We start from the raw sequence: 16,956 nt of genomic DNA, 5'->3' as shown, positions 1-16,956 counted from the left end.
ATGATAATGATAAATCAAAAAGAAAAATACATCAGTAATTTTAGCCGTTCCGAAGAGCTAAAACAGAAAAGTCATCAGCTTATTCCTGGTGGCGCACATACCTATGCCAAAGGTGACGATCAGTATCCCGAATTAGCACCAGGATTTCTAGTCAAAGGAAAAGGCTGCCATGTATGGGATGTTGACGATAACGAATATATTGAGTATGGCATGGGTTTGCGGGCGGTTACCTTGGGGCATGGTTACGAATCTGTAGTAAAAGCTGCCTACAGACAAATGCTTTTGGGGATCAACTTTACTCGCCCCGCACCCATAGAAATAGAGTGTGCAGAGCAGTTCCTCAGTCTAATTGAGGGAGCAGAAATGGTCAAATTTGCCAAAAATGGTTCTGATGCGACCACAGCAGCCATAAAACTAGCTCGTGCCTATACAGGCAAAGATATGGTAGCCGTTTGCGCCGATCATCCTTTCTTTTCTACCGATGATTGGTTTATTGGCTCTAGAGACATGAATGCAGGTATCCCAGAAGCAATTCAAAATTTGACTGTCAAGTTTAAATATAACGATTTAGAGAGTATTAAAGCACTCTTTACCAAATATCCCAATCGTTTTGCCTGTCTGATTATGGAAGCGGAAACACTCATAACTCCCACCCATAATTTTCTTCACGAAGCCAAAAGAATTTGCCATGAAAACGGTGCTTTATTTATCCTCGATGAAATCATTACTGGATTTCGTTGGGATCTTGGAGGCGCACAGAAGGTACATCAGATCGTTCCCGATCTTTCTACCTTTGGTAAAGGAATGGGCAACGGTTTTTCCATTGCCGCTTTAGCAGGTAAAAGGGAAATTATGGAATTAGGAGGAATACAGCATGATCGCGAACGAGTTTTTCTTCTTTCTACCACTTTTGGGGCAGAAACTCATTCACTAGCAGCAGCTATGGAAGTAATGAGAATATATCAAGAAGAAAATGTAGTCGAATATCTTGATCGCCAAGGAAAAAAATTAATTGAGGGAATCAATCAGGTGATCGCCACTCGGCAACTAGAAGAATATTTTAGCGTTGCTGGTAAACCCTGTAATCTAATTTATGTAACTAAAGATGGCGATAAAGAGCGATCGCAAGCGTTTCGGACTTTGTTCCTACAGGAGATTATCAAACGAGGCATCATTGCGCCTTCTTTGGTCGTAAGTTTTTCTCATCGAGACGAAGATATTCAAAGAACCATAGAAGCAATTGCCGAAGCCTTAGATGTTTATCATCAGGCACTAGAAGAAGGTGTAGAAAAATATTTGGTCGGACGAACAGTGCAACCAGTGTTTCGGAAATTCAATTAATAACTAATAATTAGGAGAATTATATGAAAGTCGTTCTATTTTGTGGTGGTTTTGGAACGCGTTTGAGAGAGCATTCTCAAACTGTTCCCAAACCTATGGTAGAGATAGGCTACAGACCGATGATTTGGCATTTGATGCGTTATTACGCTCATTTTGGACACAAAGACTTTATTTTGTGTCTCGGTTATCGGGGTGACTATATCAAAAACTATTTTCTCAATTACAACGAATGTCTATCAAATAACTTTGTTCTCTCAAATGGTGGCAGAACCGTACATCTTTACGATAACGACATGGAAGATTGGCGAATTTCCTTTATCGATACGGGATTGCAAAATAATATCGGGCAGAGATTGTTGGCGGTGAAGCCCTACTTAGAAGGTGAAGAAGTATTCATGGCTAACTATGGCGATGGACTTAGCGATCTAGATCTCAATCTATACCTCGATCGCTTTTACAGAGCTAATAAAACAGCCAGTTTCTTGTGCGTACAGCCTTCCCAATCTTTTCACGTTGTGTCCTTAGAAGATGAGGCTATAGTAGAAAAGATTGAACCTGTGAGCAAATCCGATTTATGGATCAATGGCGGCTTTTTTGTCTTTAAAAAAGAAATTTTTGACTATATCGAACCTGGAGAGGAGTTGGTTGTAGAACCTTTTCAACGCTTGATCGCTAAAAAAGAACTCATTGGCTATAGAAATCCAGGTTTCTGGGCGTGTATGGATACTCTCAAAGAAAAAATGATCTTCGACCAAATGTACACCAAAGGACAAATGCCTTGGGCTGTTTGGGATCGTTCTAAAGCTCAAAAAGATAATAGGTTATTATCGCCTCCAAGTTTTTACACTACTCCTAATGGTTCTTCTTCTGTAGGGTTGAGAAATTAATCGCGCGATTTAATCTCAATCTATCTTTAGAAAATCGCAGCAATTATAAATTAGGGCAAGCGGAGCTGAATAAGTTATGAATAAAAGCCTTAAAACCACTATCGGCAAGAGTATTAATGTTTTTCTCAAATCGCTAGATTTTAAAATAACACGATTAAGTCAACCTTACACAGAATATAGAGATTATATTCCTTTTGAGGAAACGATTGCAGGCGCGAAAGAAGCAGATTTATCGGTTGGGGATTACATTGATGCCAAACACAATAAGCCTGGTGCAACTCAAGATACTATTGACCAGATGAGCGCACTAGGAGTATTTGAAGGGAAAGTCGATCGCATCTGCGAAATTGGCCCTAAATCGGGACGCTATCTGGAAAAGATCGTCAATATTTGTACTCTTACATACTATGAAATCTACGAAACGGCAAGTAAATGGGAAAAATATCTAGAGCAAACCTATTAAGTCATCGCTCATTCGACAGATGGCAAGTCGCTTGCCTCTACTCCTTCAAACTCAATTGACCTCGTTCACGCTCACAAAGTCATGCCAGGACAGCCTTCACTGGTCATGTGCCGCTACTTTGAAGAGATGGCACGGATGGTGCGAACGGATGGAAAAATTGTCTTTGACATGGTAACAGAAGGCTGTCTTAACGATGTTATGCTTAAAAATTGGTTTATCGCAGGTGCTGGTTACCAACATTACCCTTGCTTGATGTCAAAACAGTTGGCGCTCGACTTGCTAAGTAGGCGAGATTGTGCTTTTGTCGGTAGTTTTTTTGTTCCGATGAAGCCTGGAAAACTTAGTGTATGGCGTTTCGTAAAAAGTAATTTTAATCGCGAGATTAGATAAAAGAGTTTTTTGGCTTGCTTGTTACTCAACAATTTTATAAATTACTCTAAAATGCTTAAACTCAATTTTGACAATTCATTCCAACAAGTTTTATGTCTTGGCGCTCATAGTGATGACATCGAAATTGGCTGTGGTGGTACTATCTTAAAACTAATAGAAATGTATCCCGATTTGAGTATTTTTTGGGTTATCTTTGGTGCAACAGGAGAAAGGGAAAAAGAAGCATTTGAAAGTGCTAAAAATTTTCTTGGTTCTGCCGCTAATCGGTCAAAAATTGTTGTTAAAGGATTTAAGGATGGTTTTTTTCCGTATATTGGAGCGGAAATAAAACTTTATTTTGAACAACTCAAACACGAAGTAAATCCTAATTTAATTTTGACTCATTACCGACAAGATTTGCATCAAGACCATCGTTTGATTTCGGAATTAACCAGAAATACTTTTCGAGATCATTTAATTTGGGAATATGAAATTCCTAAATACGATGGCGATTTTAGTTCGCCTAATTTATTCGTTCACTTGAGCAAATCTATCTGTCAAAAAAAAATTCAACATCTTATGGCTCACTTTCAAACTCAAAGTAATAAACAGTGGTTTACCGAAGAAACCTTTACTTCAATTTTAAGAATAAGAGGTATTGAATCGAATGCTACCGAACAATATGCTGAAGGTTTTTATTGCCATAAAATATTATTTTAAATGTATTTGAATTTAAAGAAAACCGACCGTTTAAATGTTATTGGAAGGTAATCGTGGCTGAGAGTATCAGTACAAAATATCGAAAATATATTCTTATTTTTATTTTAGCGATCGCGGTAGTGTGTCTGCCAATTTTCATCCAAAAAGCCCCTCGCATTCCCCATAAATTATCGCAAGTCGCACAAAGAGTGGAAAAATTTATTAGATGGGATCTCAACCCTGGAGAAACTGTTGCCGTCGATCGGGAAACCAAGACATCACAGTTACCAAAACTTCGCTCTAATTTAGCTACAGGACCTTTACAAGTTAGTATTGATAATCCACGTTACTTTGTAGATAGTAGTACTGGTAAGATAGTTTACTTGACAGGTTCTCATACTTGGACGAATCTACAAGATGCAGGAAATTCTGACCCACCGCCTAAATTTGATTACCCAGCCCATCTCAATTTTCTAGAGGCTAACAACCACAACTTCTTTCGGTTGTGGACGTGGGAACAATCACGATGGACTTTAGAAACTACTGATAATAATTACTGGATCGAGCCATCCCCCTACCTACGAACAGATTTTGGTTTCGCTAATGATGGAAAGCCAAAGTATGACTTAACTAAATATAACCAAGCCTATTTCGACCGATTGCGAGATAGAGTTGCTGAAGCAGCATCCCAGGGATTTTATGTCTCGGTAATGTTATTTGATGGGTGGAGCGTTAGTAAAGAAAAAGGCGGTTTAAATAAAAATAATCCTTGGAGAAGTCACCCTTTCAATGCAGCAAATAACATCAACGCAATTAATGGGGATTTAAATCATGATAACAGCGGTGAAGAAACTCATACCTTAGCAATTTCAAAAATTACAACTATACAGGAGGCTTATATTCGCAGGGTTATCGACACAGTTAACGATTTTGACAACGTACTATATGAAATCAGCAATGAAAGTCAAGCAGGTTCACATGACTGGCAGTATCACCTGATTGACTACATTAAAAACTATGAGCATAGCAAACCCAAGCAACATCCTGTGGGAATGACAGCCGAATTTCCTGGTGGGGATAACTCCATGCTATTTGATAGTCCGGCAGATTGGATATCTCCATTAGGAGATGTTAATAATCGACCTGTAGCCGATGGTAGTAAAGTAATTTTGGCAGATACCGATCATCTCTGTGGCATTTGTGGCGATCGCTCTTGGGTCTGGCAAAGTTTTCTCAGAGGAGAAAATCCAATTTTTATGGATGTCTACAATGGGGCTGCTTACGGTCAAGGTGCTGTTGATTCTAATCCTAAAGATTCAACTTGGGTTAGCCTTCGTAAAAATCTTGGTTATACCTTAACTTATGCCAATCGAATGAATCTATCAGCAATGAAGCCTTATCCTGATTTAGCTTCTAGTGGCTACTGTTTGGCAAACCTAGTCAATAGCCATGCAGAATATCTAGTATATGTACCATCAGGCGGAAAAGTCACGGTAGACTTTTCCGCTGTTCAAGGAGAGATAACAGGAGAATGGTTAAATCCTGACAACGGTTTGATAACAACAGGAATTACAACGAAGGGTGGTGATAATCGTTCATTTATTGCTCCTTTTGAAGGTGATGCAATTCTATACCTTAAAAGTAGTTAGATAAAGTAACAATAAGAAGAAGTTTGAGAAGAAGTTTTCAAATACGCAACCTGATATAGTTATGTAAAAAATATACGATTATGTAAAGGAGATTAGCGAATCTCCTTTACGAGTAATATGTGTTTTAAATCGCTCTACCATCATACGCAAACTAATTGGAATAATTATTACTTTGAAATCTACAAAACTGCAAAGAAAATAAAGCTTGGTCAAACTAAATATATGATGTTTACCAAAAAAATTTCCAAAACTCAAAATTTTACATGAAGGAATTTAAAAACATGAAAGAGTCTGAGAAATTAAGCAAAACATTAAGTATTGGCATATTTGATAGTTTTGGTGCTACCAACCTGGGAGATCTTGCAACTCAGCAAGCCATGATTCAAAATTTACGTAAGTTTCATCCCGAAGCAAAAATATACGGATTTTCACTCCATCCAGAAGATACAGAAAAGAGATTTAATATTCCAAGTTTTCCAATTAGTAGAATTGCTGAAACTGACGAGTGGAAATTGGGAAGAAACCCAAACTACCTTAGCCTTAAGTTATACAAGTTTTACTGCAAGTTGATGAATGTTGATAATCCACTACTTAGAGTATTCTTGCGCCCTATATTGTTTCTTTGGGCATTAGTATTCGAGTTTTTTGCTGTTATTAAGGCTTATAAAAATGTAGGGTTATTAGACATCTTAATTATTTCAGGTGGCGGACAGCTTGATGACTATTGGGGGGGAGCAAGAGCACATCCTTACACACTGTTTCTTTGGGCTAGTTTGGCACGACTTCGCCGAGTAAAGCTTGCATTTGTAAGCGTAGGAGCAGGTCCGATTAAATCCAATTTAAGCAAATACTTTATCAAGAATGCGCTGTCAAAAGCATTTTATCGCTCATATAGAGATGAAGATTCAAAAAAGTACATAGAAAGAGTAGTTGGATTTAAGAAAGACGATCCTGTTTATCCCGATCTTGCCCATAGTCTTCAGCTTGGAAAATATTTTAAGTCCTCCCACCAAAGCACCGGTCAGCCTATAGTCGGAATAAATCCTATGCCTCCTTTTGACCCTAGCAAAGGGTATGATGAGCTATCCCATATGAACTACTTGAATAAACTATTTATTTTTACATCTTGGCTTTTAGAAAAAAAATATAGAGTTAGTTTTTACCCAGGTTGTATTGGACAAGACATCCCAGCAATAAAACAGTTAAAAAATATGCTGGAAAGTAATGGTGTCTCCTATTCTAAAGAGCAAATTATTGAAGAGCCAATCAATTCAGTTGACGAGCTGATCTTACATCTATCTACCATAAATATGGTAGTAGCATCACGATTTCATGGAGTTTTATTGCCATTGCTGAGTTGTAAGCCAACTATCGCTATTTCTTATCATCCTAAAATAGATATGCTTATGAAAGATACAGGACAGTCAGAATATTGTCTTGGTATCGATGACTTTGAAGTTGAGGTTTTAAAGAGAAAATTTGTCGATTTACAGGCAAATTATGAAAGTGTCAAACAACAGCTTTACAAACGGACTCAGGAATACAAAATCGACCTAAATCAGCAATATGAATATCTATTTAAAAATGTCATAACTTGAAAACATCAATCGAGAAATAACGCAATTTATTTTATATAGTCGAAGAAAATTTTTGATTATATACTAACTCCAAATCTTAAAAAATAAATAATTGTTTTAAACAAGTCAAACATTCATATGCGTCATGAAAACAGCAAACTACAAACAAAATGACTATCCCCAGTTTTCTCCTATTCCAGAAGGCGTAGCTCGACCTTTTTGGTCAGTAATGATTCCCACATACAATTCTAAGCAAGATTGTCTTACTCAAACTCTCGAAAGTGTTTTGGCTCAAGATCCTGGGTTGGAACATATGCAGATTGAAGTTATTGATAATTGCTCCACTCAAAGCGATCTAGAATCTTTGGTTGCAGCAATCGGAAAAGGACGAGTAGCCTTCTATCGACAAGATAAGAACGTTGGTCCTGTTAAAAACTCAAATACTTGTATTGCTCGTTCAGTCGGGAGGTGGATACACATCTTGCATGACGACGATCTTGTTTTGCCTGGTTTTTACTCAAAATATGAGGATTTGATCGAGCGTTTCCCCGACTCTACCTTACTGACTGGTCCAGTTGATTATATTGATGAGAACGGTTGTAAGTTTGGATGGAGCGATCCAATAACCACCGAAGAAGGTGTCGTTCGGGATTTTCTGAAGAAAATGGCTTCAAAATGCCTAATTCAAGCCCCTTCCGTTGTCATTCCCAGAACTGTTTACGAGAATATTGGTGGTTACAGTGAAAAGTATTATCCTTGCGACGATTGGGAAATGTATTTTCGTGCTACTGCTTATGGTCAAGCCGTATCGACAATTACACCATACAGTTACTATCGGATTCATGAAGATAGCGATATGAATACGTCTATAATCACTGGAAATGCTATAAAACAAGCATTGCTGACTCTAAACTTTTGCTTTGATCGCCTACCAGTTGAAGTACAGCGTGAATTAAACTATGGTAAATACTTTGACCTTTCAGACTTAGCAAGACTTTACTCAGAAAAATTGCGTAATAAATATCCCTATGGTAGTTTGGTTCATGCTGTCTGGGCTTTAAAGTTAAATCCCAAACTGGGAAATATCAAATTTTATTTAATTGCACTATTAAACTACTATCTGCAAACATTTAAAGAGTTTTCTCCTAAAGATTTGTTTTCAAGAAAAACTATTAACAATTAAAAATTTATCGCCAAGATTAACCTTAATACGTTAAAAAGCAATAAAGGTTGTAAAAATCTATAAATCACTAGAATATAAAAAATATGCACATTGAAAATTTGAGCTACAAAGGAAAAGAAGAACCTTTTCTAAAAATTGAGAGTGAACCCATAGTCGTAGTTTGTGCGGCTGATGACAAATATGCTATGCCATTAGCAGTAACAGTTCGTTCTGCACTTGCAAATCTTAAAAAAAATTGGAAAATTCTTCTATTTATTATTGATGGAGGAATTAAGAAGAGAAATAAGCGGAGGATATTAAAAACGCTGAGTATAGACAACTGTGAAGTCCAATTTATCCCTAAACCTGATAATTTTGCCAAAAGTCTTGAGGAAGCATACAGATACACTGTAACAGAAGGTCAAGCCAAAAATTATATTTCTATTGCACAGTATTATAGACTGTTTATTGCCGAACTCTTGCCTGACCAGGCTAAAAAGGCAATTTACCTGGATTGCGATTTAATAGTGAAAGAAGATTTAAGTCAGCTTTGGCAAATCGATTTAGGGGAAAATTACGTATTTGCAGCACAAGATACATGGGTACACTCTGTATCTGCTCATAATGGGCTTTTAAACTATCAAGAGCTAGGCATTGCTTCTGATGCTAAATACTTTAATTCGGGTGTTCTTGTAATCAATGTTGAAAAATGGCGAGCTGAAAAAGTTTCTGCTAGGGCTATTGATTATCTTAACCATAATAAAGAACATATGATTTATGGCGATCAGGATATTTTGAATGCATTATTTACGGGTCAATGGGGCGAGCTTGATCCTCGCTGGAATGCTACTTCTCGGATTTATGAATACTCTTCTTGGAAAGAGAGTCCATATCAAGAGCATGTCTACAACAATCTCATTCACAACGATTTTTATATCATTCATTTCATTTCAGGTGAAAAGCCTTGGAATTCTCGCGATGTTCCATTAAAAGAACATTTCTTTCACTATGTAGATATGACTTCATGGTCAGGCTGGCGATTTACCTTTTGGCAGGAACTTTGGCAGAAATTGGTTTATAAATTCCGAAAGGCTGTATCTATAATTAAAGCTCGTATGAATAACAGGGTAAGCGCAAGAATCAACAAGACCATATTACTTTAAATAATATTGAGAATTACCTTGCACTGACGACAATTGTGCTTTGTGAATTGTAGTTTTTCTCTACCAGCATATTTTGACCATTTTTTTCTTGCGCTTACCCTGGTATGAATAATTAACTTGAGCAAATCTTTAATTATTACTGGAAAGCAATTAAAGTTTTGAACACTTATAAATTACTGCAATATACAAAATGTTATGCATATTAGAAATTTAAGCTCTGGAAAAAAACTAGAACCCTTTATAAAAAGCGAAAACGATCCTATTATCGTTGTTTGTGCTGCCGATAACAATTATGCTATGCCCCTAGCCGTAACGATGCGTTCTGCAACTGAAAACCTTAAAGGTAACTTCAAAATAAGCTTCTTTGTTATTGATGGAGGCATTACAAACCCCAACAAACAGAAGCTGCTTAAATCTTTGAATTTAGAAAAGTGTGAAGTTGAGTTTGTATCGATATCTAATTCTTTGCTGAGAGATATTGAAGAAGCACACAAATCGACACAATTAGACGAAAAAAAAATAAAAGCTAGTTATGTTTCAATTGCTTCATTTTATAGGTTAATCATTCCCGAACTCTTGTCTAGTAAATTTGAAAAAGCTATCTATCTAGATTGTGATTTAGTTGTAAAAGGGAACTTAGGAGAGCTATGGCAAACTAACATAGGCAATAATTATTTATTAGCAGCGCAGGATACATGGATACCTTATGTATCAAGTTCTACTGGAAAGTTAAACTATCAGGAGCTTGGAATTGAGTCAAATGCTAAATATTTCAATGCAGGAGTACTCGTTATCAATCTCAAAAAGTGGCGAGAAGATAGACTTAGCGATAAAGCTATAAAGTACTTCGCTCAAAATATAAAACATCTTGGTTGGTATGACCAAGATGTTTTAAATGCACTCTTTATAGGTAAATGGCAGGAACTAGATCCCAGATGGAATATGTCACCTATTAGCGTTTATGGCTATTTATCTTGGCAAGAAAGCCCTTTCTCAGAAGAAATCTACAACAGTTTAATTCGCGATCCTTATATTATCCACTACGTATCAGCTGCAAAACCCTGGACATCTCGTCATACTCTACTCAAACAGTACTTCTTTGAATATGTAGATATGACAGCCTGGTCAGGTTGGAGATTTACTTTCAGAAGGCGATTCTGGTTCTGGTTAATTGCTAAATTGTGAGAAGCCATATCCATATCTCAAATTTAAAACTCTTCGTGCGTTCCTTTAGATCGTTACTAATCAGCAATACTATTTTATGACTCAGTTTATATCAAAGCTTCTATATGTAAGTAAAGGAAATCATAAACAAATTGTAAAGATGATTTTATTATTTATTTTTATTTCTAGCTTAGAAGTTTTTGGCACTGGAGCGATTGGACCTTTTATTGCGATCGCGACAAATCCAGATACAATTACCAGTAATTACTGGCTACACTCTATTTATCAACAATTAAATTTTAATTCTCAACAGCAATTTTTAATTGCATTAGGCTTATTAGTAATTGCGGCTTTTTATGTCAAAGCTTTTTTTAGTTTCAATGCTCAAAAATCAGTATTTGAATTTGGCTATGGTTTGAAGGGAAAACTAGCCTACAAATTGATGAAGGCATATATAGAAGCACCTTATAGCTTTCATCTTAGAACTAATTCGGCAACCTTAATTCAAAACATTGTCACTTCAACTGACATGGTTTGTATCGGTTTAGTCATGTCACTATTAACATCTATTTCTAATGGGGTGATCATCCTGGCATTAGTAATACTGTTGGTAAATACTAATTCAATGGCTTTAATTCTAATTGCCATAATTATGTTAGTCAGCTTGGGATTATTGTATCCCATGAAAGATCGCTTAGCTCGTTGGGGTAGGGAAGGTTGGAAAGCGAATGGTGAGATGATTCGCATTATGAATCATGGCATGGGAGGTTTTAAAGAAACTCGCGTACTGGGTTGCGAGTCATATTTTCAACAACAAATGGCAGTTCAAACCCAAAAATACGCCAGAAATTTAAGCCAGGCTTCAGGTTATGGCAATCTACCTCGCTTTGTTATCGAAGCGTTTATGATTAGCTTTTTAATTGGGTTTACGCTGTTATTTGTCAATTTAAATCGTGGCAATGAAGAAAATCTAACTGCTGTTTTAGGTATTTTTGCTTTAGCATCGATTCGTTTATTGCCAGCAACTGGCAATTTAATTTCTGGTATTAACGTCATCCGCACTAATACTCATGCTCTCGACAGTCTATTTTTTGACTTAAAAGAGCTAGAAAAAAAACAGTCTATATCTAATGTCAAACTTCAACATCGCTCTGTGGATATTCTATCAAGTCAAGATTTACCATCTGTAATTTTTGAACAACAAATTACTTTAGATAATCTTATTTATCAATATCCCAAAGCTAATAACCAAGCCTTAAAAGAAATTTATTTGACTATTAATAAAGGTCAATCCATTGGTTTAATTGGTAAATCTGGCTCGGGAAAAACTACTTTGGTAGATGTTCTACTAGGTCTTTTTATCCCGCAGTCTGGGGATATTAAAGTTGATGGCATTTCTGTATACAACAATTTACGTAGTTGGCAAGATAAATTGGGATATGTTCCTCAAACAATCTTTTTAATTGACGATACTGTTGAGCGCAATATTGCCTTTGGAGTCCCCGATAACCTAATCGATCTTGAGCGATTAAAAAAAGCGATTGAAATGGCACAACTGACCGAAGTAATCGAACAATTACCCAATGGTATTAAAACTATGGTTGGCGAACGCGGAGTGCTGTTGTCTGGAGGACAAAGACAACGAATTGGCATTGCGCGGGTACTGTATCATGAACGAGAAATTTTAGTGTTTGATGAAGCTACTGCTGCTTTAGATAGCGAAACAGAAAAGCTGGTTACAGACGCAACCAAAGCTTTGAGTGGTGAGAAAACTATTATTATTATTGCTCATCGCCTTTCCACAATTGAACATTGCGATCGCATTTATCAACTCGATCGAGGCCGAATTGTTAAATCAGGCAGTTATCAAGAAGTTGTTTTAAATAAACAAACATGAAATTAGCTTACGTAAGTACTTTTGATTCAAGAACTTTAAAGGGTAAAAACGAATGGTCTGGAACAGGTTACCATATTGCCCAATGTTTGAAGAAGCAATTAATTTCTTTGGAATATATTGGTCCTTTAGAAGATTCTGTCACTTTAAGAGCAATTGGCAAACTCAAACGTCATTACTATGAATTTGTTCGACACAAGAATTATCAAAAAAATGCCGATCCTTTGACTTTAAAACATTATGCCAGTCAGGTCGCTCAAAAACTAAACAGCACTCAAGCCGATCTCGTTTTTAGTGCCACGGTAAATCCCATTGCCTATTTAGAATGCGATTGCCCAATCGCCTTTTGGGCAGATGGAACTTTTGCAAATATTCAAAATTTTTATCCCCAGTATAGTAATTTACCCGAAGAAGTAATTCGGGATTGGCATCAAATGGAAAGACTGGCTTTACAAAAAAGTAAGCTGGCAATCTATTCGTCTGATTGGGCTGCGCGCTCGGCTGTCAATGATTATGGAGCAGATCCTGAGCGAGTTAAAGTTGTTCCCTTTGGTTCTAATACAGACAGTCCATTTTCTTCTGAAACAATTAAGGACGTAATTGCATCCCGAACTAGCGATCGCTGTAAACTGTTATTTTTAACAATTGATTGGGAGAGAAAAGGCGGAGATGTTGCTTTTCAGGTAGCAAAAAAATTAAACCAATCTGGATTACAAACAGAGCTGACTGTTGTTGGTTGTCAACCATCAATCAAAGAACCTTTACCAGATTTTGTAAAAGCTTTGGGCTTTATTAGTAAGTCTACTAAGGAGGGAAAACAAAAAATTCAAGAATTAATTATGGATTCTCATTTTTTAATTCTGCCGACATTAGCAGATTGTAGTCCAATTGTTTTATGCGAAGCTAATGCTTTGGGAGTTCCTTGTTTATCCACTACCGTTGGTGGAATACCAACAATAGTCCGTAACGGACTTAACGGTCAGTTATTCGATGAAAATACCAAGATTACCGAATATTGTGATTATATTACTCACTTGTTTGATAATTATTCAGATTATCAGAGGTTAGCATTATCTTCTTTCAACGAATATCAATCGCGACTTAATTGGAAAGTAGCTGGCAAAATGGTCAAAAATTTCTTAGAAAACATTTAACATTACAAAATATAATAATAAGTTAAAATGATGCATAAATTACGTAATTCAATTGCTTATTTATCCCGCTCAACACCATATTTTCGTGGAAAGCGTCGTCTCGGAAATACGCTCAGCCGTTTCTTAACTAACTTGAATAACGACCAGCAATGTATTACAAAAGTTAGAATGCAAGATGGAACTTCAATGCAATTGGATGTGCGAAGTAGAACAGAGCAGTGGTCTTATTGGACAGGGCTTTATGATAATGACATAATTTCAAGATTGTCTAGTTGTCTGAAAGAAAAATGTGTTGTATTTGATGTTGGTGCGAATATTGGGTTTTATTCAGTCCCATTGGGTCGCAAATTACAAACATTAAATGGTAAATTGTATGCTTTTGAGCCAGTTAAATCTAATTTCGACTGTCTTGAGACTAATATCTTATTGAATAATCTTGAAAAGACTGTCATAGCACATGATATTGCTCTAGGAGATGATGAAGGCATTATCGAAATATCCATGGAAAATGAAAACAATTCCAGTACAGGTAATGCTGTAATAAGCAAAGGAGAAATACCAACAAGCTATTTTGGTATAACTTCAAAAGCCCATTTGACGAGACTCGATACCTTCGTCAAAAAAGCAAATATTAAAAACTGTCATCTAATTAAGATTGATGTTGAAGGGGCAGAAGTTATGTTTTTGCGTGGTGGAGCTTCTTTTCTTAGTCAAACTCGTCCCATTATCTATGGTGAATTTAATAATTATTTTTTGCCGAAGTTTGGGGCTTCATTTATGGATGTAGTTGATATTGTTTCATCTTGGAATTACCGCTTTTTTCAGCAAAAAAAATCTGGTCATTTTATTGAGATAAAACAATTTAAGCCTGATCTTGAACATATCATACTTGCCCCCTCGGAAACACCAAATTCAATTTTGAATAAGTTAGGAGTGATTTAGGGAAAAAAAGTTAAAAGCTTATTTGTTGTTTAATCAAAAAAAATTAATTTTCAACCTTTCGTCATTATTATTATCAATAATTATAACTACGATCACTTTCTAGCTAAAGCAATTGATAGTGCTTTAAATCAAACCTATCCTCATACAGAAGTATAGTTAATGATGGCTCAACTGTTGTTGCACCAAAAAATCTAATGAAACTAAAAATATTCTCGAACCGAAATTATCTTCTAGAAAAAACTCTTCCTGCCACTCTTAAATATGTACCAATTTTTGCACCTTTCTGGGGAGAACTTTCAGAAGACCCGAAACACTTTAAAAAGGGGCGCTTTCAAAAGCTGACAGAAAAAGGTCATTCTTTCCTAGAAATGACTTCTTTAGAAGAATGCGATCTAGCTATTTTTCCTTACCACTGGCATTTGCTCGGATCAAATGAAGAAGTGTATAACCTGGCTAGACAGTTTATAAAAAAGGCACAACAATTAGGGAAGCCAGTAGCTATATTTTTCCATGGAGATTGGAAGTACGATGAAAACATAGAAAATACTATTGTTTTTTACACGTCATCTTTTCAAAGTAGAAGAAAGCAAAATGAATTTGCGATGCCAGAGTGGACCACAGATTTTATTGACCAAAAATTCGAGGGTCGAATTTCTATTCGTGATAAACAAACCAAGCCTAAAGTAGGTTTTTGTGGTTATGCACCACCTCTGGGACTTCCGTTTGGATTTAAAAAAATCAAGGCTTTTGTGCGTCTAACTGGAGATATGGTCGGGCTATCAGAAAAATTCTATGCCAAAACTGGTCATACTAATCGGGTGATAGCTTTATCCAATTTAGCTAAAAGTTCTTTAATAGAAACTAAGTTTATCACCAGGCAACATTTTGCGTTTGCTAGCAAGGCATTGCAAGGATCTTCTTTGGAAGCTGAAAAAATAAAAATGGCACAGAAACTACGAATGGAATACTTTCAGAATATGATTGATAGCGATTATGTTGTTTGTTGTAGTGGGTATGAGAATTATTCCATTCGGCTATATGAAACCTTAAGTTGTGGGCGGATTCCAGTTTTTATCAATACAGATTGTGTTCTGCCCTATGATTTTGCTATTGACTGGAAAAAGTATTGTGTTTGGGTGGATCAAAGTGAGCTTTCCTCAATCGCAGAAAAAATAGTTGATTTTCACAACAACCTTTCAGCAGAAGAGTTTGTTAATTTACAACATAGATGTCGAGAATTGTGGGAACAATTGATATCTCCTGAAGGTTTCTTCAGTAATTTGTATAGACATTTGGAGCAGTACAATTCACAGTTAAACACATTTAATAAGTAAATGAAAAATACAGTATTTTTTATCCAAAATACTGTGCTGTTACAAAAATACTATAGAAAGAAAATTACATGACCAAAGAACATTTAGTAAGTATAGTTATCAACAATTATAATTATGCTCGCTTTTTGGCTGAAGCAATTGATAGTGCTTTGAATCAAACTTATACCCAAACAGAAATAATTGTGGTTGATGATGGCTCAACCGATAATTCTCGTCAGATTATAGCTCAGTATGGCGATCGCATTATTCCTATTCTGCAACCTAATGGCAAACAAGCATCCGCATTTAATAATGGATTTGCCAATAGTAAAGGGGATATTATCATCTTTCTCGATTCTGATGATTATTTACTTACTGAAGCAGTAGCAAAAATCGTTGCTATCTGGAAACCGAATTTAGCAAAGGTACATTACCGTTTGAATGTTGTTGATGGTGTAGGAAAATCTTTAGGGTATTCTTGTCCTCAAGGAAGTTCACCGTTATCTCAGGGAAAGGTCTGTCAAACTCTGCTAGAAAAAGCAGGATATGTCAGCACTCCAACCAGTGGTAATGCTCTTAATCGTCAAGTTCTAAGTAAATTATTGCCCATTCCTGATGAATATAAGCTGACAGCAGATGATTATTTATCCTTTCAAGTACCTTTCTATGGAGAAATTGCAGCTATTGAAGAGCCTTTAGGAGTGTATCGAATCCACGATAGTAATCAATGGGCATTAGCAACGGTTACAGGCGATCGCTTTAAGCGTTTCGTTCTTCATGACCTGCAAAATTTCGCTTTGCTCGTCAAAAAGGCGCGAGAATTGGGATATGAGATCCCAACAGATTTAGAGCAACGTGGTGTTGGTCGTCTTTGGTCGCGAATTATCTCATTAAGACTCAATGGTCAAACCCACCCTGTAAAAAGCGATCGCCCTACCAAGTTAATCTATCAAGGAATTCGCAGTCTCTGGAAGTATTCTGATTTTAATGTTCCAAAACGTCTAGTTTATAGTATTTGGTTTATTTGGGTTGGCTTAATGCCTTTACCTTTAGCAAAACTAGCGATCGCCTGGTTATACGCACCTCACCAACGTCCGAAGCTAATTGATTGGACTGTGAATAAGTTTCGTCAGCTAGCGAGTTAAAATTGAAGGCAAGAAAAAACAGAAAATATAATTA

General features: G+C 36.3%; 15 protein-coding genes. All 15 read left to right on the top strand.

The genetic code is table 11. The annotated features are described in order from the left end of the window. Window positions 1–6: 6 nt before the first annotated feature. The 15 genes from SLP02_RS16830 to SLP02_RS16760 all read left to right on the top strand — a co-directional run bounded on the left by SLP02_RS16830 (window position 7) and on the right by SLP02_RS16760 (window position 16,922). On the top strand, window positions 7–1,341 hold the full coding sequence (locus SLP02_RS16830) for a glutamate-1-semialdehyde 2,1-aminomutase (RefSeq protein WP_319421903.1): 1,335 nt from the start codon (window positions 7–9) through the stop codon (window positions 1,339–1,341). A gap of 23 nt (window positions 1,342–1,364) precedes the next feature. After that, window positions 1,365–2,228, top strand: coding sequence for a glucose-1-phosphate cytidylyltransferase (locus SLP02_RS16825; RefSeq protein WP_319421902.1), 864 nt, complete (start codon window positions 1,365–1,367; stop codon window positions 2,226–2,228). A 76-nt stretch (window positions 2,229–2,304) separates the two neighbouring features. Further along, window positions 2,305–2,691 carry a hypothetical protein gene (locus SLP02_RS16820; protein ID WP_319421901.1) on the top strand — a complete coding sequence of 129 codons (387 nt, stop codon included), beginning with the start codon at window positions 2,305–2,307 and terminating at the stop codon, window positions 2,689–2,691. An 81-nt stretch (window positions 2,692–2,772) separates the two neighbouring features. Further along, entirely contained in the window at window positions 2,773–3,081 is a 309-nt protein-coding gene (locus SLP02_RS16815; protein WP_319421900.1) for a hypothetical protein, read from the top strand. A gap of 51 nt (window positions 3,082–3,132) precedes the next feature. Further along, window positions 3,133–3,780 (top strand): PIG-L deacetylase family protein, encoded by a 648-nt coding sequence (locus tag SLP02_RS16810; RefSeq protein ID WP_319421899.1) that lies wholly within the window; start codon window positions 3,133–3,135, stop codon window positions 3,778–3,780. A 53-nt stretch (window positions 3,781–3,833) separates the two neighbouring features. Next, window positions 3,834–5,408, top strand: coding sequence for a DUF6298 domain-containing protein (locus tag SLP02_RS16805; protein ID WP_319421897.1), 1,575 nt, complete (start codon window positions 3,834–3,836; stop codon window positions 5,406–5,408). 263 nt (window positions 5,409–5,671) lie between these two features. Beyond that, window positions 5,672–7,006 carry a polysaccharide pyruvyl transferase family protein gene (locus SLP02_RS16800; RefSeq protein ID WP_319421896.1) on the top strand — a complete coding sequence of 445 codons (1,335 nt, stop codon included), beginning with the start codon at window positions 5,672–5,674 and terminating at the stop codon, window positions 7,004–7,006. 124 nt (window positions 7,007–7,130) lie between these two features. Beyond that, entirely contained in the window at window positions 7,131–8,168 is a 1,038-nt protein-coding gene (locus tag SLP02_RS16795) for a glycosyltransferase (RefSeq protein ID WP_319421894.1), read from the top strand. An 83-nt stretch (window positions 8,169–8,251) separates the two neighbouring features. Next, window positions 8,252–9,310, top strand: a complete 1,059-nt coding sequence (locus tag SLP02_RS16790; RefSeq protein WP_319421893.1) for a glycosyltransferase family 8 protein — start codon at window positions 8,252–8,254, stop codon at window positions 9,308–9,310. Window positions 9,311–9,505: 195 nt separating this feature from the next. Further along, window positions 9,506–10,495, top strand: coding sequence for a glycosyltransferase family 8 protein (locus tag SLP02_RS16785; protein WP_319421892.1), 990 nt, complete (start codon window positions 9,506–9,508; stop codon window positions 10,493–10,495). A 139-nt stretch (window positions 10,496–10,634) separates the two neighbouring features. After that, window positions 10,635–12,371 carry an ABC transporter ATP-binding protein gene (locus SLP02_RS16780; RefSeq protein ID WP_319421890.1) on the top strand — a complete coding sequence of 579 codons (1,737 nt, stop codon included), beginning with the start codon at window positions 10,635–10,637 and terminating at the stop codon, window positions 12,369–12,371. Continuing rightward, window positions 12,368–13,522, top strand: a complete 1,155-nt coding sequence (locus SLP02_RS16775) for a glycosyltransferase family 4 protein (protein ID WP_319421889.1) — start codon at window positions 12,368–12,370, stop codon at window positions 13,520–13,522. Before SLP02_RS16780 ends, SLP02_RS16775 begins: the two co-directional genes overlap by 4 nt. A gap of 27 nt (window positions 13,523–13,549) precedes the next feature. Next, the gene (locus SLP02_RS16770; protein ID WP_319421888.1) at window positions 13,550–14,464 is read left to right on the top strand and encodes an FkbM family methyltransferase; all 915 of its coding nucleotides are present in this window, start codon (window positions 13,550–13,552) and stop codon (window positions 14,462–14,464) included. A 194-nt stretch (window positions 14,465–14,658) separates the two neighbouring features. Then, on the top strand, window positions 14,659–15,798 hold the full coding sequence (locus SLP02_RS16765) for an exostosin domain-containing protein (protein ID WP_319421887.1): 1,140 nt from the start codon (window positions 14,659–14,661) through the stop codon (window positions 15,796–15,798). 68 nt (window positions 15,799–15,866) lie between these two features. Further along, window positions 15,867–16,922, top strand: a complete 1,056-nt coding sequence (locus SLP02_RS16760; protein WP_319421885.1) for a glycosyltransferase — start codon at window positions 15,867–15,869, stop codon at window positions 16,920–16,922. The last annotated feature ends 34 nt before the right edge of the window (window positions 16,923–16,956 follow it).

This window comes from Pleurocapsa sp. FMAR1 (assembly GCF_963665995.1).
GTDB lineage: Bacteria > Cyanobacteriota > Cyanobacteriia > Cyanobacteriales > Xenococcaceae > Waterburya.
Note: the sequence above shows the minus strand (reverse complement) of the source record. Positions and strands in the feature narration are given on the sequence as shown.